At 70.8% G+C, this 26,710-nt stretch carries 16 protein-coding genes; 7 read left to right on the forward strand and 9 right to left on the reverse strand.

Annotated features, from left to right (window positions below; genetic code table 11):
• Positions 1-122: 122 nt before the first annotated feature.
• The gene (locus OG734_RS42145; RefSeq protein ID WP_330292645.1) at positions 123-1,151 is read right to left on the reverse strand and encodes a LacI family DNA-binding transcriptional regulator; all 1,029 of its coding nucleotides are present in this window, start codon (positions 1,149-1,151) and stop codon (positions 123-125) included.
• Positions 1,152-1,379: 228 nt separating this feature from the next.
• Here OG734_RS42145 and OG734_RS42150 point away from each other — a divergent pair, with 228 nt between their 5' ends.
• The 5 genes from OG734_RS42150 (at position 1,380) to OG734_RS42170 (ending at position 8,821) form a co-directional block, all read left to right on the forward strand.
• Entirely contained in the window at positions 1,380-2,717 is a 1,338-nt protein-coding gene (locus OG734_RS42150) for an ABC transporter substrate-binding protein (protein ID WP_330292646.1), read from the forward strand.
• Positions 2,718-2,821: 104 nt separating this feature from the next.
• Positions 2,822-3,784 carry a carbohydrate ABC transporter permease gene (locus tag OG734_RS42155; protein ID WP_330292647.1) on the forward strand — a complete coding sequence of 321 codons (963 nt, stop codon included), beginning with the start codon at positions 2,822-2,824 and terminating at the stop codon, positions 3,782-3,784.
• Positions 3,785-3,798: 14 nt separating this feature from the next.
• A complete protein-coding gene (locus OG734_RS42160) occupies positions 3,799-4,620 on the forward strand; it encodes a carbohydrate ABC transporter permease (protein ID WP_330293988.1) in 822 nt (273 codons plus the stop codon).
• 25 nt (positions 4,621-4,645) lie between these two features.
• Entirely contained in the window at positions 4,646-6,610 is a 1,965-nt protein-coding gene (locus OG734_RS42165; RefSeq protein WP_330292648.1) for a glycoside hydrolase family 127 protein, read from the forward strand.
• A 51-nt stretch (positions 6,611-6,661) separates the two neighbouring features.
• Complete coding sequence (locus tag OG734_RS42170) at positions 6,662-8,821, forward strand: beta-L-arabinofuranosidase domain-containing protein (protein ID WP_330292649.1); 2,160 nt, start codon at positions 6,662-6,664, stop codon at positions 8,819-8,821.
• 50 nt (positions 8,822-8,871) lie between these two features.
• Here the strand turns inward: OG734_RS42170 and OG734_RS42175 are convergent, their stop codons facing one another.
• Positions 8,872-12,069, reverse strand: a complete 3,198-nt coding sequence (locus OG734_RS42175) for a glycoside hydrolase (RefSeq protein WP_330292650.1) — start codon at positions 12,067-12,069, stop codon at positions 8,872-8,874.
• Between the two features lie 250 nt (positions 12,070-12,319).
• Between OG734_RS42175 and OG734_RS42180 the strand changes: the two genes are divergently transcribed.
• Positions 12,320-12,934, forward strand: coding sequence for a hypothetical protein (locus OG734_RS42180; RefSeq protein ID WP_330292651.1), 615 nt, complete (start codon positions 12,320-12,322; stop codon positions 12,932-12,934).
• Between the two features lie 102 nt (positions 12,935-13,036).
• Complete coding sequence (locus OG734_RS42185; RefSeq protein ID WP_330292652.1) at positions 13,037-14,770, forward strand: hypothetical protein; 1,734 nt, start codon at positions 13,037-13,039, stop codon at positions 14,768-14,770.
• 83 nt (positions 14,771-14,853) lie between these two features.
• Here OG734_RS42185 and OG734_RS42190 read toward each other — a convergent pair whose 3' ends face one another.
• From OG734_RS42190 to OG734_RS42220, 7 genes are all read right to left on the reverse strand, one after another.
• On the reverse strand, positions 14,854-16,068 hold the full coding sequence (locus OG734_RS42190) for an IS30 family transposase (RefSeq protein WP_330287939.1): 1,215 nt from the start codon (positions 16,066-16,068) through the stop codon (positions 14,854-14,856).
• A gap of 102 nt (positions 16,069-16,170) precedes the next feature.
• A complete protein-coding gene (locus OG734_RS42195) occupies positions 16,171-16,824 on the reverse strand; it encodes a cutinase family protein (protein WP_330292653.1) in 654 nt (217 codons plus the stop codon).
• Between the two features lie 82 nt (positions 16,825-16,906).
• Positions 16,907-18,145: a PucR family transcriptional regulator gene (locus OG734_RS42200; protein ID WP_330292654.1), complete on the reverse strand. Its 1,239-nt coding sequence runs from the start codon at positions 18,143-18,145 to the stop codon at positions 16,907-16,909.
• 122 nt (positions 18,146-18,267) lie between these two features.
• Positions 18,268-19,209: an alpha/beta hydrolase gene (locus tag OG734_RS42205; protein WP_330292655.1), complete on the reverse strand. Its 942-nt coding sequence runs from the start codon at positions 19,207-19,209 to the stop codon at positions 18,268-18,270.
• A gap of 21 nt (positions 19,210-19,230) precedes the next feature.
• Entirely contained in the window at positions 19,231-23,229 is a 3,999-nt protein-coding gene (locus tag OG734_RS42210; RefSeq protein WP_330292656.1) for a type I polyketide synthase, read from the reverse strand.
• Positions 23,226-24,971, reverse strand: a complete 1,746-nt coding sequence (locus tag OG734_RS42215; protein WP_330292657.1) for a fatty acyl-AMP ligase — start codon at positions 24,969-24,971, stop codon at positions 23,226-23,228. The genes OG734_RS42210 and OG734_RS42215 overlap by 4 nt, the downstream gene beginning before the upstream one ends.
• Before the next feature lie 102 nt (positions 24,972-25,073).
• Complete coding sequence (locus tag OG734_RS42220) at positions 25,074-26,636, reverse strand: acyl-CoA carboxylase subunit beta (RefSeq protein WP_330293989.1); 1,563 nt, start codon at positions 26,634-26,636, stop codon at positions 25,074-25,076.
• Positions 26,637-26,710 lie beyond the last annotated feature (74 nt).

The following is a 26,710-nucleotide window of genomic DNA, read 5'->3' on the forward strand; positions in this document are numbered from 1 at the left end:
GTTCATGAACCGAAGAGCACAGAAAACAGACCTGAAAGGTTTTCGCAACGTAGAAGCGGGCTGACGAGGTGTCAAGAGGGATGGATGAGACCCGAGTTCGCCGAGTGGGTGGATCGCCCGGTTCAGGACAGCGGTGCCGTCGAACCCCTGATGACCACCCGGCAGGGCAGCGCCTCGATCCCGGAGCGACGCACCCCGCCGATCGCGCTGAACAGGGCGTGCGCGGCCGCCCGGCCGACCTCCTCCAGGGTCAGGTCGACGCTCGTCAGCGGCGGCCGGGCACCGGAGGTCAGGACATGCCAGTCGTCGAAGCCCATGACCGACACATCGTCCGGCACCAGCCGACCGCGCTCACGCAGTACGTCCATGACGCCGCGCGCGATCTGGTCGTTGCCGCACAGCACCGCGTCGACCTCCGGGTGCCGCTCCAGCAGCAGTGCGGTGGCCGCCCGCCCCCAGCCCTCCGACCAGGCCCCGAACCGAGGTTCCTCGACCGGGGTCAGACCGGCGTCCGCCAGCGCCGCCATCGCCCCCTCGGCCCGCTCGCGCGCCGCGAGATACCCGGGGTCACCAGTGATGTGCGCGATCCGGGTCCGGCCGCACGCCAGCAGGTGTGCCACGGCGATCCGGCCGGCGTCGACGCTGTCGGGAACGATGGACAGATCGGCCGGATCGTCCGACGGGGCGTACGCGTAGACGACCGGAACCGGCAGCTCACGGCCCAGGGACGGACGCGGATCGGTACGGCTGCCCACCACGATCAGACCGTCGACCCGACGGCCCAACAGCGCCCGGACATGGTGCTGTTCGCGGATAGCGTCCCCGCGGGCGTCGCAGAGGAACACGGCGACCTCGCCCGCCCCGAAGGCGTCCTCGGCGCCCATGAGGATCGGGATGCTGAACCGGCCCTCCAGGTCGCTGGTGAGCAGCCCGACCGTGCCCGTGCGCCCGGCGAGCAGGCCGCGGGCCAGCTGGTTGGGGCGGAACGACAGCCGCTCGGCCGCGTCGACCACCCGCTGGCGGGTCTCGGCGCGCACCTGGCTCCGGCCGTTGAGAGCCTTGGACGCGGTGGCGATGGACACGCCCGCCAGCCGGGCCACGTCGCTGAGGGTGGCGGGTTGCGAACGAGAGTGGCCGGTGGCCTGTGCCATGGGTGAACTCCTTCTCTCGCCCTGCGTGCGTAAACCGTACGCGAGTTGTTTCGGCCGGGGCGTGTCCTGCGCAGTTTCACAGGTTTCGGCAGTCATCACGTCAGAGTTGCCGACTTCCCTTCTGTGCAAGGGGATTGACGGGTCGTGAGCCGGGTCCCTACTTTCAGAAAGCCTTTTCGGTTTCTTTCCGGCGCAGAACCCAGCAGAACCCACACGAGGGGGATCGTCATGGGGAGCACGACCGGGCCACGTGGACACGGACGTGGACGCCTGCACAGACTCGCCACCGGCGCCGTCGCGCTTCTCGCCGCCGTCGGCCTGGTCACGGCCTGCGGCTCCGGGGACGGCGGCTCGGACGGCGGAGGAGGGGGCGGTGGCGGGGGAGCGGCCGGCGCCACGGGTACGGACGACGGCGCCACGCTGACGATGTGGACCAGGGCGGCGACCCGGCCGCAGAGCGAGGCCCTCGTCAAGGCGTACAACGCGGGCCACAAGAACCAGATCGAGCTGACCGTCATCCCCACCGACGACTACCAGGCCAAGGTGGGCGCGGCGGCCGGCTCGAAGGACCTGCCCGACCTCTTCGCCTCCGACGTGGTGTTCGTCCCGAACTACACCTCCAGCGGGCTCTTCGCCGACCTCACCGAACGCATCGACGGCCTGCCCTTCGCCGAGAGCCTCGCCCAGTCGCACATCAAGGCGGGCACGTACGAGGACCGCAAGTACGTCGTCCCGCACACCCTCGACCTGTCGGTGCTCTTCTACAACAAGGACCTCTACCGGCAGGCGAAGCTCGACCCGGAGAAGCCGCCCACCACCCTCGCCGAATGGGACCAGCAGGCACGCGCCGTGGACGCGCTCGGCGGCGGCGTCAACGGCACCTTCTTCGGCGGCAACTGCGGCGGCTGCGGTGTCTTCACCTGGTGGCCGTCCATCTGGGCCGCAGGGGAGGACGTACTGAACGCGGACGGCACCGAGGCGACCCTGGACTCCGCGACGGCCAAGAAGGTCTACGACACCTACCGTGGCTGGGTCGACGACGACATCGTCGCCCCCGGCGCCCGCGACGAGACCGGCGCCACCTGGACCGGGGTCTTCCCGAAGGGGAAGGTCGGCGTCATGCCGATGCCCTCGACCACCCTCGGGCTGATGCCCAAGGACCTGGACCTCGGTGTCGCACCCATCCCCGGGCCCGACGGCGGCAAGTCCACCTTCGTCGGCGGCGACGCCATCGGTATCTCCGCCACCAGCAAGTCGGCCGACCAGGCCTGGAACTTCCTCGCCTGGTCACTGGGCGACCAGGCCCAGGTCGACGTGGTCGCCGCCCACAAGGACGTGGTGGCACGCACCGACCTCGCGTCCAACAAGTACTCCAAGGCGGACCCGAGGCTGGTGGCCATCAACCAACTGGTGGCGGACGGCCGGACCCCGTACGCCCTGAAGTTCGGCCAGACCTTCAACGACCCCAACGGCCCCTGGCTGAGCCTGATGCGCGACGCCGCCTTCGGCGACGGGTCGGACGTGGACAAGGACAACGACGCGGTGAGCGCGTCCCTGGCGGACTGAGCGACCGCGCCCCTGGAAGACGAGGGCGCAGCCCCGTCTTCCAGGGGCGCGGGGAACTGCGCGACCAGCCCCCAACTACCCGCAGCGCACGGCAGAGGAGCGCCATGCAGGTGAAGGCGGCCGACCAGACGGCGGCCGAACCCCGGACCCGGCCGGAAAACCGGGTCCCCCCGCCTCGTACCGCCGCACCCCGATGGAGGTCCCGCAAAGTACAGGGCCTCGCCTACGCCACCCCCACGGCAGTGTTCGTCACCGTCTTCTTCCTGCTGCCACTGCTGCTCGTCGGGCAGATGTCCCTCAGCGACTGGCCGCTCCTGGCCGGCGACCGAGGCATCAACGCCCCCGAGAACTACACCGACGCCACCGACACCACCCTCTTCTGGCCGGCCGTCCGCTTCACGCTCCTCTACACCGTGATCGTCACCGTCGTCCTCCTCGGCCTCGCCCTCCTGCTCGCCCTGCTGGTGCAGGAGTTCCGCCCGGCGGCGGGTTTCTTCCGCACCGTCTACTTCCTGCCCAGCGCCCTCGGACTCGCCTCCGCGTCCCTGCTCTTCTGGGGCCTGTACAGCCCCACCACCGGACCCCTCAGCCGCATCCTCGAGAACCTGGGCCTCGTCGACGACCCGGTGTCCTTCCTCGGCACCCCGACCTCCGCCCTCCTGTCGACGGTCTTCCTCATCGTCTGGAAGTTCGCCGGGTTCTACATGCTGATCCTCCTCGTGGGCCTCCAGCGCATCCCCCACGAGGTGTTCGAGGCGGCCCGGATGGACGGCGCGAGCAGGGGCCAGATCTTCCGCTCCATCACGCTGCCGCTGCTGCGCCCTTCCCTCGCGTTGACGCTGCTGCTCTGCGTGACCGGATCGCTGCTCGCCTTCGACCAGTTCTTCGTCCTCACCAAGGGCGGTCCTGACAACAGCACGGTCACCGTCGTCCAGTTGATCTACCGGGAGGCCTTCCAGCGGATGAACCTCGGTACGGCGGCGGCCCTTTCGGTCATCGTCCTCGGCGTGCTGCTCCTGCTCAACGCCCTCCAGTTCCGCGGCCTGCGCCGCGCCGACGAGTCATGACAGGGGCCCCGACCGTGCTGACCCGCGCCCTCGGCCGTACGCCCTACTACGTCGTCGCCGGAGGGCTGGCCGTCATCTTCCTCTTCCCCATGGTGTGGAACGCCTGGGCCTCGGTCAGCGGTCAGCCCGGTACCGGACAGGAGTCCGGCTACGGCCTCGGCAACTACCGGACACTCCTCGACTACGACGCGGGCCTGTGGCAGTACTTCCTCAACAGCACCGTCGTCTCCGTGCTGACCGTCGTCCTGACCCTCGGGGTGTCCCTGCTGGGCGGCTACGCCTTCGCCCGCTTCGACTTCCCCGGAAAGAACCTGCTGTTCCTGCTGACCCTGGCCATCCTCATGGTCCCGTACGCCACCCTCCTCATTCCGCTCTACGTCCTGCTCGGCCGACTCCACCTCCAGAACTCACTCATCGGGCTGAGCCTCGTCCTGGCCATGTTCCAACTGCCGTTCGCCACCTTCATGATGCGGATCTCCTTCGAGGCGGTGCCGCGCGAACTGGAGGAGTCGGCGCTCGTCGACGGCTGCGGTACGGCGGGCGCACTGCGCCGGGTCCTGCTCCCCGCCGTACGACCGGGGTTGATCACCGTCGGCCTGTTCGCGTTCCTCGCGGCCTGGAACGACTTCATCGCCCCGCTGATCCTCATCTCCGACAGTGAGAAGGCACCCCTGCCGCTGGCCGTGGCGAACCTGCGCCAGCAGAGCATGGGCGCCGTCGACTACGGAGCCACCGAGGCGGGCGTGGTGGTCCTCGCGGTGCCCTGCCTCCTCCTCTTCCTGCTGCTGCAGCGGCACTACGTACGGGGCTTCATGTCGGGCGCGCTGAAAGGCTGACGAACCGGATGAAAGGCATCAATTGGTGACCGAGAACCGAGAGTTGTCGACTGTGCTGCCCGTGGCACCGACCCGGGGACGACTGCGTCCGCTGGGCCTGGACGAGGTCAGGATCACCGGCGGTTTCTGGGCCCGGCGCCGGGAGACCAACGCCACCGCCACACTCGCCCACTGCCGTGACTGGATGGAACGCACCGGCTGGACCGGCAACTTCCGGGCCGTCGCCGAGGGCCGCATCGGGCGGGACCGGCGCGGAAGGGAGTTCGCGGACTCCGAGATCTACAAACTCCTCGAAGCGATGGCCTGGCAGTCCGGCACCGGCACAAATACCCACACCGGTGCCGCGCTCGACGCGGACATCGCCGCGCTCACCGAGGCCGTCGCATCCGCCCAGGAACCGGACGGCTACCTGAACACCGCCTTCGGCCACCCCGGACAGCAGCCCCGCTACAGCGACCTCGAATGGGGTCACGAACTGTACTGCTACGGCTTCTTGATCCAGGCGGGCATCGCCCAGGCCCGGACCCGCGGCGAGGGCGAGCTGACGAAGGTCGCCCTACGTGCCGCCGACCACATCTGCGCCACCTTCGGCCGGGGCGGCATCGAGAGCGTCTGCGGCCACGCGGAGATCGAGACGGCCCTAGTGGAACTGGCCCGGCTGACGGGCGAGGAGCGCTATCTCGACCAGGCCGCCCTGTTCATCGACCGCCGAGGCCACGGCACCCTCGCCGACGGCGAGTTCGGCCGCGTCTACCACCAGGACGACCAGCCGGTACGGGAGGCCACGGTGCTGCGCGGCCACGCCGTCCGCGCCCTGTACCTCGCTTCCGGCGCGGTCGACGTGGCCGTGGAGACCGGCGACGAGGAACTGCTCGCGGCGGTCGAACGTCAGTGGGCGGCGACGGCCGCCCGGCGCACCTACCTCACCGGCGGCATGGGGTCCCACCACCGGGACGAGGCCTTCGGCGACGACTTCGTCCTCCCGCCCGACCGCGCCTACTCGGAGACCTGCGCCGGCGTCGCCTCCGTACAGCTCAGCTGGCGGCTGCTCCTGGCGACCGGCGACCCGCGCTACGCGGACCTCGCCGAGCGGACCCTCTTCAACGTGGTCGCCACCTCCCCGTCCGAGGACGGCCGGTCCTTCTTCTACGCCAACACCCTGCACCGACGACACCGAGGGGCCGTCCCCGCCACGGACGCGGTGAGCCCGCGCGCCGAATCGAGCATGCGCGCCCCCTGGTTCGCGGTGTCCTGCTGCCCGACGAACGTGGCACGCACCCTGGCCCAGCTCCCCGCCCATCTGGCGACAGCCGACGACCAGGGCATCCAGCTCCACCAGTACGCCGACGCGGAGATCGCCACGACCCTGACCGGCGGCCACGACGTCGCCCTCAGCGTCCGCACCGACTACCCGTCCGGCGGAAAGGTGACGGTACGCATCGTCCGCTCGTCCCCGGCCCGCCCCTTGGCCCTGTCGCTGCGCGTCCCCGCCTGGACGGAGGACGCCACGGCATACCTGGTCGACCCGGACGGGACGTGCCGTACGGTCCCCCCGGGCACGGCGGAGGTCACCCGGGTCTTCCGGCCCGGCGACGAGATACGCCTCGAACTGCCCGTGGCGCCACGGTGGATCGCACCGGACGCGCGCATCGACGCCGTACGCGGCACGGTCGCCGTCCAGCGCGGCCCGCTGGTGTACTGCGCCGAGTCCGTGGACCTGCCGGGCGGCCGTGAGGCCGACGCCGTACGGGTGGATCCGTCGGCCGAACCGGAGGACGGGCCGGAGGGCACCGTGGTCGCGCCGGGCGAACTCGTGGAACAGGACGGTGAACAGGACGGTCCCGGCGACCCCGGCTGGCCGTACCGCCCACTGGACCGGGCGACCGTTTCCGCCGCCGAACGCACGGGAATCGTCCTGATCCCCTACAACTCCTGGGCCAACCGCGGCCCTTCGACGATGCGCGTGTGGCTGCCGACCACAGAAACGTAGCCCAGGCGCACTGCAGACCAGGCACCCCGAACCCCACGATCGGAGCCCGAGATGACCCGACCTCCCACCCGTAGACGCCTGTTGGGGCTCGCTGCGGGAAGCGTGGCCGCCACACCACTCGCATCCGCGATCCCGGCGGCCCACGCGGCCCCGGCCCTCCCGGCATCGCCCGTGTCAGGCACCGCCCTCGCCGTGCCCGCCCCGCCCGCCACCTGGTCCGTACAGCCCTTCCCCCTGGACCAAGTCACCCTGGGCGAGGGCGTGTTCCGCCGTAAGCGCGACCTGATGCTGGAGTACGCCAGGTCCTATCCGGCCGACCGAATCCTGGCCGTCTTCCGCGCCAACGCGGGTCTCGACACCCGTGGCGCGCAGCCGCCCGGCGGCTGGGAGACCGGCGACGGCAACCTGCGCGGTCACTTCGGCGGCCACTTCCTCACCCTCGTGGCGCAGGCGTACGCCGACACACGCGAGGCCGCGCTGAAGACCAAGCTCGACTACCTGGTCAGTTCCCTCGGCGAGTGTCAACTGGCTCTGGCGGACCACGGATCGCCCCGACCCAGCCACCCCGGATACCTGGCCGCGTACCCGGAGACACAGTTCATCCTGCTGGAGAGCTACACGACGTATCCCACCATCTGGGCGCCCTACTACACCTGCCACAAGATCATGCGCGGCCTCCTCGACGCCCACACCCTCACCGGGAACCAGCAGGCCCTGACGATCGCCTCGAAGATGGGTGACTGGGTGCACAGCAGGCTCAGCCGTCTGCCCCAGGCGCAGTTGGACCGTATGTGGTCGATCTACATCGCCGGAGAGTACGGCGGCATGAACGAGGTGCTGGCCGACCTGTACGCCCTCACGGGCCGGGCGGAACATCTCGCTGCCGCCCGTTGCTTCGACAACACCGGGCTACTGGACGCCTGCGTCGGCAACCGGGACATCCTCGACGGCCGGCACGCCAACCAGCACATCCCCCAATTCACCGGCTACATACGGCTCTTCGACCACACGGGAGAGGCGAAGTACGCCACCGCCGCCCGCAACTTCTGGGGCATGGTCGCGGGCCCACGGACGTACAGCCTGGGCGGCACCGGCCAGGGGGAGATGTTCCGGGCACGGAACGCGATCGCGGCGACCCTCGCGGACAACAACGCCGAGACCTGTGCGACGTACAACATGCTGAAGCTGAGCCGGCAGCTCTTCTTCCACACCCCCGACCCCGCTTACATGGACTACTACGAACGGGGCCTGACCAACCACATCCTCGCCTCCCGCAGGGACGCCCGCAGCACGACCAGCCCGGAGGTCACCTACTTCGTCGGCATGGGTCCCGGGGTCGTGCGGGAGTACGACAACACCGGCACCTGCTGCGGCGGTACCGGGATGGAGAACCACACCAAGTACCAGGACTCGGTGTACTTCCGCTCCGCCGACGGCAACGCGCTCTACGTCAACCTGTACCTCGCCTCCACCCTGCGCTGGCCGGAGCGGGGCCTCGTCATCGACCAGACGAGCGACTTTCCGTCCGAGGGTGTGCGCACCCTGACGTTCCGCGAGGGCGGCGGCAGCCTCGACCTGAAACTCCGGGTGCCGTCCTGGGCCACGGGAGGCTTCACCGTCACGGTCAACGGGGTCGCCCAGCCGGCCGGGGCCGTACCCGGCAGCTATCTCACCCTGAGCAGGAACTGGCAGCGCGGCGACCGGATCACCGTCTCCGCCCCCTACCGTCTGCGCGTCGAACGAGCCTTGGACGACCCCACGGTCCAGTCGGTGTTCTGCGGCCCGGTCCTGCTGGTGGCCCGGAGCCAGACCACGACCTTCCGCACGTTCTCCTTCTACAAGGACTTCACGCTGCAGGGCGACCTGGCCGCCTCGGTCAAACCCGAGGGACGCCCACTGCACTTCACCACGCACGGCCTGACCCTCGCCCCGTTCCACATCGCGGACACGGCCCGCTACCACGCCTACTTCAAGCGCTCCGAGCCCGTCGTCGTGTTCGGCACGGTCACCTCCGGCGTACCCAACCGCGCCCGCACGGACGGTCTGACCTTCCTCGACGTGCTCTGGGCGCGGGCTCCCTTCGCCTCCCAGGGAGCCTTCGTCGACGCGGTCCGGACTCTCGCCGACACCTGGCTGTCCCAGGGGCTGTTCAGCCGGGCCGAGCGGGACGCGGTCGTCGCCGCCGCGGTCCGGGCGAACCTGAGGCGCTGAACGCCGGAGGGAGGGGAACCAGGCGGTTCCCCTCCCTCCGGAGCGTGCCCTCAGCGTCGTACGAGTGCGATCCGGTACGTCGTGGTCCGCGTCCCGTCCTCACCGGTCACCGTGACGACGGCCCGCGTCCGGCCGTGTTCGTGGACCTTCTCGACCGTGACGTTCGCGTAGGGGTCGCGAGCCGTCGCCGTGACCTCGGCCCGCGCCGGATCGCCGGTCGCGACCCGGTAGTCGGTCGTACCCGGGTCGAACGCCGCGACCGGAACGCCGGCCACCTCGATCGACGCGGCGGCCGAGTCCGATGCGACGCCGGGCGACTTGGCGTACACCTCGATCTCACTCATGGTGAGGTAGCCGCCCTGACGCGCCGTCATGACCACCCGTACCCCGGCCGCAGGCCCCGCCGCCAGCGGTACGTCGATCACCGGCGTGCCCTCGGTCCCGACCGGGATCGGGCCGCTCGCGTCGGTCCACGTGTCGCTGCCGGTCGCCCGTACCTGCACCTTGAGGCTCTCCGGGAAGGACGCGCTGGACCCGTCCCGGTAGAGGTGCGCGACGACCCTGCTCAGGTCGCGGGCCTTCGGGAGCGTGAACGTGATGGTGTCGGAGGGGTTCTTGGTGTTGCCCGGCTTCCAGTTGGACCATGCCTTCTCGGACAGGTCGCCGTTGCGCAGCCGCTCCGCCGAGTACCCGCTCTCGGTGAACGTGGCGCCGACGGAGACGTCCGAGTCGGGCGCGATGTTGCTCGCCACCGGTTCTGTGACCTGGACGCGTAGCTTCGCGTCGGCCGTAGTGCCGCCGACGATCCGGGCGACGCCGTGCAGGGTGACGGTCCCCGTGGCGCCGAACGCCCCGTCGGGCGCCGGGTCCCAGGTGACCGGAAGGTCGGTGCGGCCGCCGTGCCTACCGACGCCGACGACTGTTGCGGGCAGCTCCGGGTGGCCGCCCACATACGTCTTGGCACGGCCGGGCAGGGTCGAGGCGATCGTGTCGACGGTGACGACCGCCTTCGCGGGGATCGTGCGCCCGAGCGCGTCGGTCGCCTCACCCCGGACCCGCACGGTCCCGGCCTTGCGCCAGGCCCGGTCCGAGGGCAGATCCCACACGACGGGGAGGGCACCCCGGGCGCCGTCCCGGAACACCGGCGTCACCGTCTTCGGCAGCTCGGGCCGCAGCCCGGGGACGGTGAACGTCGTCGCGGGCTCGGTGCGCAGCACCGTTTCGTCGGGCACCGCCCAGCGCTGGTTCGCCGCCGAGGTCGGCGTGTACGTCGACACCTTCGTGCCGTCCGTCGAGGACTGCCCGGTGACGTCGAGCAGGCGGCCGGTGGCGGCGTTGACGAAGGTCCAGGTGCCGTCGCCGGTGGTCGACAGGATCCACTGGGCGGCGCTGTCGGGCTCACCGGCCGCCGGGGCGTTCTCCAGGACGGCCACGTTGTCGCGTACGGCGAGTTGGCTGCCGTTGGTGGCGCTGGTGAGGGCGTAGCGTTCGCGGTTATCGGTGCCGGGCGTCAACTGCCGTACGGACCAGAGCTGTTGGGGGCTGGCGGCGTCGGTCGTGCGGATGACGACACCGGTGCCGTCGTCCGAGGGGGCCAGCGACTTGCCGCTCTGGGCGCCCTGGAGCCGGTAGACGTGCCCGGGCTGGACGAGGGCGGCGTCCTTCGCCACACCGCTGACACCCTCGACCAGGAAGGTCGTGACCGACTTCGCGGGGACGGTGAGCGTCGCCGACCGGTCGGTCACCCGAACCGGTGTGCCCCGGACGAGGGCGCCGTCGGCACTCGTGACGACCGGTGTGACGGAGGCCTTCCGCGAGATCCTGCCGAAGCGGGAGAGGTCGAGGGTCACGGAACGCGCGGACGTACCGCTGTTCACATGCACCGCCGTCGCCGCACGGCCGGACGCCTTCACCGCGGCGACGGTCGAGGGATCGTCGGTCTTCACGAAGTGGTCGCCGGGGCGGATGTAGTGGGTGAAGTTGCGGATGGTGTGGAACTTGGAGTTGGCCTTGACCGGGCAGGTCTCCAAGGTGTCCGTCGCCGTGCAGTTGAACGGGACGTGGATGCTGCCCCAGTTCTTGCCGGCCGCGGCCTGCGGGATCGAGTCCTCGACCGGCTGCCAGAACACCCAGGCGGAGGGCTCCAGTTCACGCATGTCGTCGACCATCCGGGTGGCGATGCCGAGTCCCGGTTCCATGCTCGTGAAGTCGGTGCCCGTGCCCCACGTGCCCTCGACCTCGCTCATCCACAGCTTCCGGTCGGCGCCCTTGGCGATGTCCCGGGCGCTGGTGCGCATTCCGGTGCCGTAGGTGTGCACGTTGAGCTGGTCGACGGCCGCTCGGGCCTCGGCGCTGTAGGCGTTCCAGTTCTGGGTGAAGATGCTCGGGTTGGTCTCGTCCATCGCGGAGATCGCCGCGTCGGTCTTCGCCCCGGCGAGTGCCTTGTCGAGGGCCAGAACGACCTTCTGCTGGAGCGCCGGCCCGGCGTGCGCGCCTTCCTGGCGGCCGCCCGTGGGCTGGCCGTCGGCGCCCAACTGGGTACCCCAGTAGTTGGTGTTGGGCTCGTTCAGCGGATCGATGGTGTCGAACTTGATGCCGTGCCGCTTCTCCATCTCCTCGGTCACCCGCACCAGATAGGCGGCGAACTCGTCGACCCGGTCCGCGCGGATCTGGTCCGTGTTCGCGTCGAAGCCCCCGGAGACGTAACCGCTGACCGTCTGGAACCAGGGCGGCGAGTTGCTGAACGCCTCCCAGGTGGTGACCTTGTCCTTGATCTGGTCCACCCACCAGCGCTGGTTCGCGTCGGCGTCCCAGTTCCAGTCGTCCGGGTTGTTCGGGTCCCACCAGTCCATGTCCTTCTGGGTGGTGCCCGCGGGGGCCTTCCAGAAGCCCTCCATGGTCGCGCCGGCCTTCATGTAGTCGGTGCGCACGTCCGGGGCGTTGCCGCCGCCGATGTTGTAGCGCGCGATGTTCAGATCGAGCCCGTCCTCGCCGAACAGCATGTCCACCAGCCGTCTTCGGACGGGCTCCGGATAGCCGCCCGTCGCGTTGGCGAACCAGACGAGACTCGTCCCCCAGCCCTCGAACTCCTGCTGCTGGTACGACGGATCGATCCGCACGGTGACGGAGCTCTGCGCCGCCGCCTCCGCGCCCGCCGCGGGCTGTGGGACCAGGAGACCCGCGCCGAGAACCAGGGGGACCGTCGGGGCCAGGACCCGGGCGATGCGATGGCGGTGCCGAGAGGACACGGCACTCCCTTCCACAACAAGGAGGCGAACAGAACCGAACAGAAGGAATCGCGCTGACGGCATGCTTGATGACAAAAATGAACACGTCAAGATGGTGCGCAAGTTCCGCCAAGTTCCGCCGTGAGGGAGGAGCTTGGTGCAGTTCGTTGACGTGCTCGAAACATCTGGCTAGCCTCCCGGCAACCTGGGAAAGCGCTTTCAGGACGCCGTCGTCCCCTACGCGACGGCTCATCCCCCCACAGGAGCCCCCATGAGTTCACAGCGAGCCCCTTGGCGTAACAAGTCGGTCGTGGCCGCCCTGGCAGCGACGATGCTGGCAGGACCCGGCATCGCCCAAGCAGCCCCGCAGACCGCCCCGGTGGCCGGGGAGCGGGCCGCGGCGGCCACCATCACGTGGTCCCTGGTCCGGGCGAGCAGCCCCACGGCGGACCAGCAGAGTGCCTACAACCAGATCACCACGGCCATGAACGCCGCCGTGTCCCGCTACAACAACCTCAGCGACCTCGGGAAGAGCATCACCGTCCGCTACGAGCCCGGCGTGCCCACCGCCGACGGCAGCCTCAACGGGACCATCCGCTTCGGCAGCAACCGCAGTTACATGAACGAGCGGACCGCTCTGCACGAGATCGCCCACACCATAGGCGTGGGCACCAGCTCGGGCTGGTCCTCCCTGGGCGGCAGCGGCACCTGGACCGGCACGCAAGCCACGGCGCTGGTAAGGCAGTTCGACGGTTCGAGCGCCAAACTGTCCACCGGTGGCGGCCACTTCTGGCCCTACGGCCTGAACTACGACAACGAGTTCTCCGGCACCGCGGCCGACCGGCACGTCCGGATCGTCGCCGCCATGAAGAACGACGGGCTGTAGGCGGCAAGAACGGTTGGTGCCTGATGACAAAGGTGCCACCGGTAGCTGCGTTCTTGTGAGCACCGCCTGATCGCGTGGTCCGCGCGGTCCTACGGTCCCGCTATGGATACGAGTCGCAGCAGAGGGACGCCCTTCAAGGGGCTGCGCGGCACCGCGCTGGCGGTGCTGCTGACCACCGGGACGCTCACCGCGGTGGCCCCGGAGGCGCACGGAGAGAACGTGCGCACCGAGGCCCCCGTGGCGTCGTCGAGCACGGCGGTCGCCGGGGTGACCGAGACGGTGGTCCGGGTGAAGGCACCGCTGCCGGCGTCCTTCGGGGCCCGGCCGGCGGCGTGCGACTGGCTGTCGTACCTGCGCTACCGCTCCTTGGGCGGGCCCACGGAATCGGCCGACGCCGACCGGATCCTTCTCGCCCAGCCGGGCATCCTGGAGGGCGCCGGGGCCTTCGACAGCGTCGCCCGCAACACCGTGGCGCGCGCCGCCGAACGGGGCCTGCACATCGAGTTCTGGGCCCTCGACCGGCGCTCCAACTGCATGGAGGACCACACCGGCATCACCTCCGGCGACCAGCACGCTGCCGTCGACTACTACTACCGGGGCAAGCAGGTCGCGGGCCGTACGTTCGGCGGGTTCGTCGGCAACGGCAAGCTCGGGTGGATGGCGAAGCTCGGCATCGAGCAGACCGTCCGTGACCAATACACCCTGCTCACCGCCGAGTTGCCCGACCAGGGGCTGCGCGAGCGGAAGGTGCTGTGCGGCGGGCACTCCCTGGGCGGGGTGATCACCGGGTACTTCGCGGTCGCCGACTTCGACGGCAACCCCGCCACCACCGCCGACGCCGGACACCGCCAGTGCGGGGGCTACTTCGCCCTCGACACCACCGTCTCCACCTCGCTCGCCGACCTGAGCGGCAGCATCCCGGACGACACCGACCTGCCCGACATCGGCCTCGGTTACGGCGTCGTGCAGGCCGGGCTCGACAGCGGCGTCCTGCCGCGCTCACTGTCCGCGCCGGTCCTGCTCAACGCCGAGACGATGACCCTGCTGGCCATCGCCGGCCTCGGCGCGATACGGGACCCGGGCGGCGAGGCCGACCTGCCGTCCTATCTGCCCGCCAACGTCAACATCGAGGCGACGAACCGCTTCCTGTTCTCCAAGGACGCCGCCGCCTTCCTCACGGGCTCACCCGCGGTGAAGGACTTCCGGCTCACCAACGAGGCGGTGCTCGGATCACTGCTGGACGACAACTCCGTACCGCTGGCGTTCCTGCAGAGCAGCGTGGGGTTCTTCGACGGCGGGCCGATCGTGGACAAGACCTTCCCTGTCGCCAACGGCGGCGACCAGCAGCCGGGGCTGTTCGGTACCGCGTACAAGGCCATCCCTGACCGGCCGCACGGGCCGCTCTACAACTGGCGGAACTACGACCGGGTCGGCGATCCGGACGACCCCGGGTACCGGTCGGCGGACGGGACGCCGTTCACCGGCGCGGGCAAGGAGGTCACCGACATCCAGGAACTGGCCCGCAGCCTCGCCGAGCAGCCGCTCGACTTCACCGAGCAGTACTTCCCGACCAAGCTGATCACCGACCTCGAACTGGCCACCTCCCCGCAGGTGAAGCGGCTCATCGTGCACCCCGAGGGGCTGGGGGCCCACCCGACGCTCACCGTCCTCGCGGGCGACGGACTGCTGGCGGGCCGCGTCCCCGCCGACCTCGATCCCGTGGTCGCCGACGGCTACCAGCACCTCGACGTGCTGACCGCCGCGCCCACGCAGAACAACGGTCGTCCGGAACCCGTCTCCACGAGCCTTACGGAGTTCGCGCGGGACCTCCAATAGTTCCTTCAGCTTCCTCCCATGGAAGAAGGGCCCGGAAGGATTTGGCGGTTTCTAGGGGTCGTTGCAACACGTGGTCGTGTTGATCAGGCCGTGAGTAGTTTATGCAGGCGCTCGGCTGGGGTTTCCCAGCCGAGCGTTTTGCGTGGGCGGCCGTTCAGCTCGGTGGCGACGGCGTCGAGGTGTTCGCGGGTGTGGGCCGCCAGGTCGGTGCTTTTGGGGAAGTACTGCCGGAGCAGACCGTTGGTGTTCTCGTTCGATCCGCGCTGCCAGGGGCTGGCCGGGTCGCAGAAGTAGACCGGGACGTCCGTGGTGACGGTGAAGGAGCCGTGGGCGGCCATCTCTGATCCCTGGTCCCAGGTCAGGGACCGTCGGAGGTGGGTGGGCAGAGTCTGGACGGTTGTGACCAGTGCGTCCCGGACGCTTTCGGCGCCATGGTCTGCCGGCAGGTGCAGCAGCATGACGTAGCGGGTGGCGCGCTCGACCAGGGTGCCGATGGCCGACTTCCCGTCCTTGCCGATGATCAGGTCGCCCTCCCAGTGACCGGGCACGGCCCGGTCCTCCGCTTCGGCGGGGCGTTCGCTGATCATGACCATGGGGGTGGCGTATCGGGGTTGGCGCCGCTGGGCCTGGCGGCGGGGTTTGCGGTGGGCGCGGCCGGTGCGCAGGGCGCGGGCCAGTTCGCGGCGCAGCTCACCCCGGCCCTGGACGTAGAGGGCCTGGTAGACCGTTTCGTGGACCACGTGCATCTCCGGCCGCTGCGGGAACTGGGCCCTCAGAGCCTGGCAGATCTGCTCAGGGCTCCACCGTATGGCCAGGTGGTCCTGGATGAAGTCCCGCAGCTGGGGGTTCTGGCCGATCTTCCCGGGTTTGGGTCGGGGTCGGCGGGCATCGGCACGGGCCTGCGCGGCGTGCGGCCGGTAGTGGCCGCTGACCGGGTGGCGGTTGCGGCGGATCTCCCGGCTGACCGTGGACGGGCTGCGGCCCAGCTCGACGGCTATCGCACGGACCGTGGCCTTCTCCCGCAGCCGGTCGGCGATGTAAATGCGGTCGCTCTCGCGCAGATACCGCGAGGGACCGGGAGGAGGCGCCACCACGGTGACCGGTGACGCCCCGACGTTCCTGCCGGACGGCGCCCGGCCGTTACGCCAGCGCCGCCCGGTCTTCTCGTTGATGCCGACGATCCGGCATGCCTCGGTGTTGCTGTACCCCTGCTGCATGAGCTGAAGGTAGAGGCGCCGTTCCTCGGACAAGGGACGGCGCCCCTGGACAACGGACCGGTCCCGGACCTTGAAGTCCATCGCATCCCCTGAACTGGGGTGTTGCGACAACCACTAGAACCCAAGATTTTCCTTCCGGGCCCTTTCCCGTGTCCCGTACGGACGGCTGCGGGTTCAGCCGGTTCAGACCTTGCCCGCCGCGAAGTCGGCGGCCGCGCCGGCGTTCGCGGTGTAGCCGAGGTGGGCCAGCACGTCGCCCCCGCCGTTCTCACAGATGGGGTCGCCCTTGGCGCAGAAGTCGATGGTGCGGCTCTGGTAGGTGCCGGTGACGCTCTTGCCGATGGCCCGGATCGGGTTGCCGAACAGCAGCACCGCGGCCACCTTCGGCGCCAGCGCGGCCGGAATGGTGGCCACGATCGGGCTGCCGACCACCGCACCGGCACTGCTGATTCCGATGGAGTTGTCGACGACGTTCGCGCCCTGCGAATAGCCGACGAGAACGAAACGCTGGTTCGGGCACGAGTTCGCCTGGCTCCTGACGTGGTTCACCAGATCAGAGTTGCCCTGTGCGGCCGACGTGAGGGAAAGGTCCGCAGGATAGTTCACCTTGTAGCTGGAAAGGCTTTTTCCCGTCAGTTTCCGCTGGAGTGCGGAGAACACCGGGTCGCCGACGATCGCGCCGAGCGAGCCCGGCTCGAACGTGCCGCGAGCTGCGACGACGTCGATGTCCGAACAGGCTGCGGCGGGAGCGGCGGCTGTTGCGGCGGGGGTCGAGAGGGTGGTCAGTCCGGCCCCGCCGACGAGTGCGAGCGCGGCGAGACAGTAGCGGATACGCATGGGGGATCCTTTGCGGGTGGGGCGCGGTCAAGCGCCTGTGGGAAAGGACGTCCCGAACGTATTCGTGTTGCCGCACTGAGTGTTATGGACGGGAATTCAGGAATTCCTCGCCTTTTTGTGCCGACGTGAGTGCAAGGATCAGATCAAGGCGCGTACCCGGGTCGTGCAGGACAGCCTGGCCGAAGACCTTCTCCAACTGGCGCAGGCGATAGCGGACCGTCTGCGGATGGACATGGAGGCGGGCGGCGACATCGGGCACGTTGCTGCCGCTGAGCAGCCAGGCGAGCAGTGTCTCCGCGAGCCTGCCGCGCTGTTGCTCAGAGACCGCGTCCAGGGGAGCGAGGGCACGCGCCCGGAGCAGGTCGAGCATGGGCTCGTCGCTGTGCAGCAGCAGGGTCGACAGATGGTCGGCGCAGCGCACCACCCCCTGCCTGGGGAGAATCCCGCGCCCCATCAGCCCGAGGGCCCGGGTCGCCCAGCGCAGCGACCTGGCCGCCGCGGTGAGCGGGACCGACGGCCCGATCGCCGCCGGCCGACCCCGCAGTGCGAGAGCGAACGCCCGGCCGCCGAAGCCGCCCGAACCGTCCGGGTCGGGCACCAGCATCCGCGGCGGCCGGGAGTCCATGTCCACAAGCGCCCCGGCAGCCGCCAACGGCCGCTCCTCCTCCCGCTGGTCCGGCGAGGCCGCGAGGGCGACCACGGCCACGTACGGCGGTACGGTCCACCGGGCGCCGTGGGCCAGATCCCGCACCGCCTCCGGAGACACCGGCCCCTCGCCCAGCAGCATGCCGAGCAGTCGCCCCCGGCGCCGTTCCAGCTCGTCCGTGCTGCGCAGCTGCCCCTCCGCGTACCCCGCCGCCGCGGCCTCGGCGACCTCGTGCACGGTCCGGAACGCCAGCTCGCCCAGTCCGGCCATGACCGCGGAGTCCAGCCCGAGTTCCTCCGTCGTGCGGCCCAGCAGCCGCCAGGCGTGCAGACCCCCGACCCGCAACGCGGACTGCAGCGTTTCGAGGCTGTGGCCCTCCAGCGCCTCGCCGCGCCCCAGCTCGTAGTAGATCGCGGTGATCGAGTCTCCCTGGGCGCGCGGATCGGCGATGTGGTCGACGAACAGGGTGAGCGCCTGGACGACCCCCGATCTGAGGAGTGCGCGGTGCCTTTCGTCGGCCGACCGGGCGGCGTACTCCGGGACCTGTCCGCGTACCTCCTCCTCCACCTCGTCGGCGACGGACTCCAACTGGTCGCGCAGCAGTTTGGCCAGTTCGGGTGGCACCGGGGTGGCTCCGGAACCCTCCGGGGCGCCGTGCGGGGCGGGGGCGGCCACGGAGGGCCCTCCTTTCACCCGGAAGCGGCTCACCCGGGGGCCGTTGCCCGTGGGATGAGGGACGAGTCCTGGGTTGGACGGACGTCCCCACCGTTCCGTTCCGTGCCCCGACGGTACCGGCCTCACTCGGGCACGCCCAGCGCACTGGCGAGCATCGGCCATGACGCCCTGAACTCCCCCTTCCAGTAAGCCCAGTTGTGTCCTCCTCCCGAGTAGTAGTGGGTCGTGACGGGGACGCGGAGCAGCGCGAGCGTGTCGGTGAAGGCGTGCGCGGAGAGCCACAGGGCGCTCTCCAGCGCCTCGGGCAGCCAGTCACCGCTGCCGCCGACGACTCCGCTGCCGCTGGAGACGTACAGGGGGGTGCCCCGCAGCCCCTCGGCGCGGGATCGCGGGTTGAAGTCCCGCCAGGTGAGGAGGTTCAGGAAGGGACTGCCCCACAGGGAGCGGGGTGTCAGGTTCTCGCGGGCCACGATGGCGTCCACGAGCGGGGGCACACCGGGTGCCATGGTGTCGAGGATGCCGCTGTACGAGGCCGCCGCCGCGAACATGCGCGGATGGCGTGCCGCGTGCGCCATCGCGCCGTAGCCGCCGGTGGAGACCCCGGCGACGGCCCGGACACCGGAGGCACGGTATGCGCGGGCGAGCAGCGCGGGGACCTCCGTGAGCTGGAAGGTTTCGTAGTCGGGGCCGCCCCGCCAGGCGGTGGGAATGCCGGTGGGCCCCGCGTCCGGCATCGCCACGATCAGGTTCCGGCCCTCGGTGAAGGCCTCGATGTCGGTCTCCCTGGTCCAGGACGTGTAGTCGTCGTGGGCGCCGTGCAGCAGATACAGCACGGGGTAGGTCCGTCCGGTCTGCGTGTCGAATCCCGACGGCAGGATCAGCCGTACCGGCGCGGTGCGGCCCAGGGCGGGGGAGGCCACGGAGACGTCCAGGGTGCGTGGACCGAGCCGTGTCACGGCGTGCGCGGTGGCGGTTCTGGCGCCGAGCAGAGCGGTGAGCCCGACAGCGGTGGCGGCCTTGGTGACGGTGCGTCGCGACACTCCGGTGGTGCGGTGGTGGGACATGGTGGCTCCTCGTCGTCCGGTTCAGCGGCTCTGCTCGTCGAGTGCGCGCCGCAGATGGGCGGCGATCTCGTCGACGTACGGCGGGTCGAGCAGCGACAGATGGTGCCCCGCGACCCGTACGACCGTCAGCCGCGGGCACACCTCGTCCCAGCCGAGCGCCTCGTCGTCCCGTTCGTACGCCGGGTCGCGCACGGTGTGCGGGGCGGGCTCGGTGGCCCGGTACAGGACCACCCGCCCGCCGTAGGGCCCGGGTCGGTGGGCCTCGCCGATCCGCAGGTCCAGATAGGAGGAGCGCTGGTGCTCCAGGGCGGCGGGCGGTATGTCGGCGACCTCGCGCAGGGCTTGCAGCACGGTGTCGATGCGGTCGCCGTCGTCGTCCATCGCTGTCAACTCGTCGTACGAAAGCCTGAGTTCAACTCCGTACGTCTCGGCGACGTGGCGGGCGAAGCCCGTGAAGTGGGCGCGGATCCGGTCGGCCGGGGTGTCGCCGGGCCGGGGGAGTGGCCGTACGGAGTCGAGGAGCGCCACGAGCCCCACGTCCCGCCTGGCGGCGGCGAGTTGTCGTGCGGTCTCCTGGGCGACGAAGCCACCGAAGGACCAACCAGCCAGCAGGAAGGGCCCGTTGGGGTGGGTGGTCATGACTGCCTCGGCGTAGCGGCGCGCCTTCTCGGTCACCGTACGGGCTTCCGGGAGCCGTTCCAGTCCGTACACCGGCCGCTCGTCGCCGAGCCGTTCGGCGAGTTCCCGGTAGACGTCGGTTGTGCCGCCGGCGGCGTGGACGAGGAAAAGGGGGGTCCGGGAGCCGGTGGCACGCAGGGTGCGGATGGGGGCGCTCAACTCGCCTTTGGGGAGCGCCTGTTGTAGGTGGTCGGTCAGCGACCGGACGGTGGTGGAGCCGCCGCCGAGCAGCTCGCGCAGGGGCAGTTCGATCCCGAACTCGCCTTCCAGGGCGGTGCGGATGCGCACGGCCATCAGGGAGTCCAGGCCGAGGTCGGCCAGGGCGGTGGAGGGCGTGAGGCGGGTCGCCGGGTGGCCGGTGACGGCGGCGATGTGATGACGCAACCGGCCGGAGAGAGACGTGTCCGGCACGTGAGCCTCTTCGGTCACCGCCGCCGGCGTGGCCGTCGCCCGCCCGTCCGTCCACCAGTGCCGGACGTGCCGCCAGCGCGGTGCGGGCAGGTCGATGACGCGGCCCGGCGGCAACGGCAGGCGCCCGCCCGCGCAGTACAGGGCACCCACCTGGGTCAGGAACCCGGCGGAGCTGTCGGCGTCACGGCGCAGGGTGCCGATGGCGAGGGCGCCGGGCGCGGTGTCGAGGACGGCCCGGGTCAGGACCGGGTGGGGAGAGATCTCGACGAAGGCCGTGTGACCGTCGGCGACAGCCGCCCCGACTGCCCGGTCCAGGCGGACGGGCCGCCGTAGGTTCGCGGCCCAGTGGGCGGCGTCGAAGAGGGAGTCGTCGCGTGGGTCGTCCAGGACGGTGGAGTAGACGGGGACGCGGGGCCGGCCGCCCCGGATGTCGGCAAGGGAGTCGGTCAACTCCGGCAGCAGCGGATCGACTTGAGGTGAATGCCCGGCGCCGACGACGTGCAGGGAGCGAGCGGTCCGCCCCTGCTGCTCCAGCCGGTGCACAAGCCGGGCCACCGCCGGCTCCTCCCCGGCGACGATCTTCTGCCCGGGCGAGGAGTGCACGGCGACACAGACACCGGGGAAGTCCCGTTCCAGGAAGTCGAGTTCATCGTCATCGAGGTCGACGACCGCCATGGCGCCGCCCCGCAGCCCGCTGAGCAGCCGGGCCCGTACGGCAACCACCCGGGCGGCCTCCGAGACGTCCAGTGCGCCCGCGCACACCGCGGCGGCCACCTCGCCCACGGAATGGCCGATGACGGCGACGGGCTCGACACCGTACGAGCGCCATAGCTCGGCAAGGGCCAACTGGAGCCCGAACAACACGGGTTGGGCGACCTCCAGACGGTCGAGGTCGCCGCCGTACGCCAGGTGCTCGTACAGGGACAGCCCGCACTCCGGGGCGATCTGTGCGTCGAGCTTCTCCACGGCGGCGGCGAAGGCGGGTTCCTCGGCCAGTAGCCGACGCCCCATCCCGGCCCACTGGCTGCCGTACCCGGAGAACACCCACACCGGCCCGCGTCCGACGAGATCCCGCTCGCCGGTCACGACCCGCGCGTGGGGGAGCCCCTGCCCCAACGCCCGCAAGCCGTCCGCGAGTTCGGCTCCGTCCTGGGCCACGACCGCGGCACGCACAGCCCCTCGCCCGGCGCGCCCGGCAAGGGTGCGCGCCACGTCGGCGGGGTGAGCCGCGTTCCCTTCGGGTGTACCGAGCCAGTCGGTGAGCCGGGTCGCGGTGTCCCGGAGGCGTGCTGTGTCGACGTCGGAGAGGAGATGGAGGCGGGTGGCCGGAGCCTCTTCCCGGGGCGGCGGGAGGATGTCGGCGGGCCGCCATTCCTCCAGTACCGCATGGGCGTTGGTGCCACCGAACCCGAACCCGGACACCCCGGCGGTGGCCGTACCGCCATAGCGCGGCCACGGCTCGCACTCGGTGACCACGCGCAGCCGTACATCGTCCAGGGCGCTCCCGTCCGCGCAGTGCAGGGACGGTGGAACGGTGTCGTGGTGCAGGGCGAGGACCGTCTTCACCAGCCCGGCGATGCCCGCGGCGGACTCCAGATGGGCGAGGTTGCCCTTGACGGAGCCGAGCAGCAGCGGCTGGTCGGGGTCGCGGCCCGCACCGAGTACCCCACCCAGCGCGCCCGCCTCGATCGGGTCGCCGAGCGGGGTACCGGTGCCGTGGGCCTCGACATGGTCGATGTGCGCCGGGGCGAGCCCGGCCCGGGCGTAGGCAGTGGCCAACAGGGCTTTCTGGGCAGCGGGATTGGGCGCCAGGAGACCGTTGGAACGGCCGTCGGAGTTGACGGCCGTGGCGCGGATGACGGCGAGGACACGGTCGCCGTCCCGCTCGGCGTCGGACAGCCGCTTCAGCAGCACGGCCGCACATCCCTCGCCGCGGCCGATGCCGTCGGCCGCCGCGGCGAACGGCTTGCACCGCCCGTCCGGCGCGAGGGCCCCGGCCCGCCGGAACGCCACACCGACGGTGGGCGAGAGCAGCAAATTGACCCCGGCGGCGATCGCCGTGTCGCTCTCACCGGTGCGCAGGCTGACACAGGCGTGGTGCACGGCGACCAGCGAGGACGAGCAGGCGGTGTCGACGGCCATGCTCGGCCCCCGGGTGTCCAGCACGTACGCCAGCCGCCCCGCCGTCACGCTGAGCGCCGCGCCCGCGGGCGCCCACGGGTCGACAGCCGCAGGGTCGGCGCCGGTGAGCGAGCCGTACTCGGCGGCGGAGACGCCGACGAAGACACCGGTGGCGCTGCCGGCGAGGGACACGGCGGGGACGGCGGCATGGTCGAGGGTCTCGTGGACGACCTCCAGGAGGATCCGCTGCTGCGGGTCCATCACGGCGGCCTCGCGCGGGGTGATGCGGAAGAAGTCCGCGTCGAACCCGGCGATGTCGTCGAGATAACCGCCGTACAGGGGCGCGTCGTTGGGCGGGAACGGGCCGAAGTCGCGCCACCGGTCCTCGGGAACCCGGCGGACGGCGTCGACGCCGTCGGTCAGCAGCCGCCAGTAGTCGCGCGGCCCGTGCACACCGCCGGGCAGCCGACAGCCGACCCCGATGACCGCGACGGGCTCGTCGGACGCAGCCGGGGGAGGTGTCGGCGTGCCCACCGGAGCGGTCCAGGTCTCCGTCCGCGTCCCCGTTTCCGCGCGGCACAGGTACGCCACCAGGGCATCCCCGGTGGGCGCCTCCCACAGCAGCGTCGCCGACAGTTCACGGCCTGTCGCCCGCGAGAGCTCCCCGGCCAGCACGACCGCGTCCCGCGACGACATGCCGAGGTCCGCCAGCGGCCGGTCCATGGGCGCGTCCTCGCCAGCCGTACCGTTCCACGCCGCCACCCGCTCGGCGACCAACCGGCGTATCCGGACCTCGTCGGCGCCCCTCATGCGGTCGGCTCCGGCGTGTAGGCACCCTCCAGATAGCGTCGCCGGGTCAGCGCCCGGGCCACCTTGCCGCTGGACGTACGGGGCACGGTGCCCGGCGGCACGAGGACGACGTCGGCGAGCCGCAGCCCGTGCCGTACCGAGACGGTGGCGCGCACGGCACGCACCAGTCCCGGTACGTCGATCTCCGCGAGGCTGATGCTCCGTACATGCTCGGCGACGACTACCACCCGCTCGCCCGCGTCACCCGGCACCTCGAACGCGGCCAGCCGATCGCGCCGCACCGCGGGGTCCGCGTCCTGGACAGAGGCCTCCACGTCCTGCGGGTAGTGGTTGCGGCCGTCGACGACGATGAGGTCCTTCAGCCGTCCGGTGACGATCAACTGCCCGTCCAGGAACGTCCCCAGGTCGCCGGTGCGCAGCCAGTGACCTGCGCCGTCCGTGTCGTCGGCGAACACGGCACCGAAGACGTGCTGGGTCTGCTCCTCCCGATTCCGGTAGCCGCGCCCCACGTTGGGACCCTGCACCCAGATCTCGCCGACCTCACCTTCGGACAACCTGACGCGGGACACGGGGTCGGCGATACGGACCCGCTGGCCCGCCGGAGTCCCGCAGCCGACCAGCGTCAGGGCTCTGGGGGCACCGTCCTGCGCGGGCAGCGCCTTCCCGGCGGTGAGGGCATCGCGGTCGAGCGCGAACCGTCTGAGCGGTTCCCCGGGCCGGGCGGCGCTGACAAAGACGGTGGCCTCGGCGAGCCCGTACGACGGACAGTGGGCGTCCGGCGCCAGTCCCTGGGCGGCGAAGGCGGCGTGGAAGCGGTCGACTGTGGCGGGGCGGACAGGTTCGCTGCCGTTGAGCAGCGCGGCGACCCCGTCCAGCCGCAGGTCCCTCTTCTGGGCATCGGTGACGGTCGAAGCACAGTAGTCGTAGGCGAAGTTGGGCGCCGCGCTCAGTGCACGCGGATGCGCGGCGAGCAGCCGCAACCAGCGCACCGGTTCGTGCAGGAACGCGACCGGATCCATGAGCACCGACACCATCCCCCGTACGACCGGAGCGGCGACACTCAGGACGAGCCCCATGTCGTGGTACAGCGGCAGCCAGCCCACACAGGTCGCCGGACGCTCGTCCAGGCCGTAAGCGGCCAGCGCCTGCCGGGCGTTGGCGACGACATTGCCGTGACTGATCTCCACACCCGCGGGGGAACGGGTCGAACCGGACGTGTACTGGAGGTAGGCGATGGCGTCGTCGTCCGGTGTGACCGCCCGCAAGTCGGCCGCAGCGTCGGGCACTTGATCCACGGCGACGATCCGTACCGCCCGGCCGGCGCAGAAGTCCCGTACCTCATCAAGAATGTGACTGGTCGTCAGAATCACGGCCGGACTCGCGTCGTCCAGTACTCCCGCGAGCCGGTCGCCGTGCCCGGGCAGACCGGGCGGATACAACGGCACGGCGACAAGACCGGACGCGAGCGTCGCCAGGAAGGCGGTGACGTACTCCGTACCCTGCGGGCACAGCAGCGCGACCCGGGTGCCGGGCTCGGCCTCCTCGGCGAGCCGGGCGGCCAACGCCCGTACGCGCAGGTCCAGTCGGCGCCAGGTCAGGGTGCGGTGGACACCGCGCGAGCGCGGGGCGGGGTGGTCGACGAACGTGAACGCCCGGCGGTCGGGGGTGGTTTCGGCCCAGTGCCGTACGTACTCCGGCAGACTCCGGTGGGCGGGGGCGAGCGGGGGGAGGCGGCTGTCCATCGGGCATGGCTCCTCACATCGCGGAACGCGGGAACGGCGGCATTCAGTCGGCTCGGAGGTCTCGGGCGGCTCAGTGACCCAGTGAGCCAGGGACTCGGGGACTCAGAGGGGGATGTTGCCGTGCCTGCGCGACGGCATCGGGGCGCGCTTGCCGCGCAGTGCGCGCAAGGCGCGGACGATGTGGGTACGGGTGTCGCGCGGGGCGATGACGGCGTCCACGTATCCGCGCTCGGCGGCCGGATAGGGCGTCCCGTGCGTGCTCTCGTACGCGGCGACGAGGTTGGCCCGCAGCGCCTCCGGGTCGTCCGCGGCGGCCAGTTCACGCCGGTGCAGGACGCCCACTGCGCCCTCGGCGCCCATGACGGCGATACGGGCGGTGGGCCACGCGAGGTTGATGTCGGCGCCCAGATGCTTGGAGCCCATCACCGCGTACCCGCCGCCGTACGCCTTGCGCACCACCACCGTGACCTTCGGGACGGTCGCCTCGGCGTACGCGTACAGCAGTTTGGCGCCGCGCCGGATGATCCCGGCCTGCTCCTGACGGACACCGGACAGATAGCCGGGAACGTCGGCGAAGGTCAGCAACGGAATGCCGAACGCGTCGCAGAACCGCACGAAGCGCGCGGCCTTCTCCGAGGCGTCGATGTCGAGGACACCGGCACTGTGCAGCGGCTGGTTGGCGACGACCCCGACGGGTGAGCCCTCAACCAGAGACAGCGCGCAGATGATGTTCGGCGCGAACAGCTGCTGGATCTCCAGCAGTTCACCACCGTCGACGACCGCACGCAGGATGTCCCGCATGTCGTAGACCTGCCCGAGCCGGTCCGGCACGACCTCGTCGAGACACACGTCGTCGAGCGGCGCCGCGGGCGCGTACTGCGGGGGCCGCTCCAGGTTGTTGGCGGGCAGGTACGACAGCAGGTCCCGTACGGTGTCGAGGGCTTCCACCTCGTCCGCCGCGAGGAAGTGGGCGTTGCCGTTGACGGAGTTGCTGGTGCGTGCGCCGCCGAGCTCCTCGGCGCTGGTGCGCTCCCCGGTGACCGCCTCGATGACGTCGGGCCCGGTGACGAACATGTGCGAGGCACCGTCCACCATCACGGTGAAGTCGGTGATGGCAGGCGAGTACGCGGCCCCACCGGCACACGGCCCCAGCACGACCGAGAGCTGGGGGATCACCCCGGACGCCTGCACGTTGCGGCGCACCAGCTCGGCGTACAGCGCGAGCGAGGCGACGCCCTCCTGGATACGGGCGCCACCGCCGTCGTTGAGCCCGATCACCGGACAGCCGGTCTTCATCGCGAGGTCCATCAGGGCGATCGTCTTCTCCCCGAAGGCCTCGCCCATGCTCCCGCCGAAGACCGTGGAATCCTGGGCGAAGACACAGACGGGACGACTGTCGACGGTGCCGTAACCGGTGATCACCCCGTCCCCGTACGGGCGACGCGCGCCGTCTGCGGTGGGCCGCGCCCGGACGTACAGCCCGGTCTCGGTGAACGAGCCCGCGTCCAGCAGCAGGTCGATCCGCTCCCGGGCGCCGAACTCCCCACGTCTTCTCGGCCCGCCCTCCGCCAGCGCCAGCGATTGGCGGCTCTCCAGAACGGTGATGCGGTCGGCGGTGCGGTCGGGCAGGGGTGTCGCCCAGTCTGTTGTCGCCTCTACGGTCACAGCCACCTCCGAAGTGGTTTTCGAATATGGCAGCGCCGAAGGAGAGGGCCGGGTCAATCACCGTTCTGTGTGCG

Source organism: Streptomyces sp. NBC_00576, assembly GCF_036345175.1.
Taxonomy (GTDB): domain Bacteria; phylum Actinomycetota; class Actinomycetes; order Streptomycetales; family Streptomycetaceae; genus Streptomyces.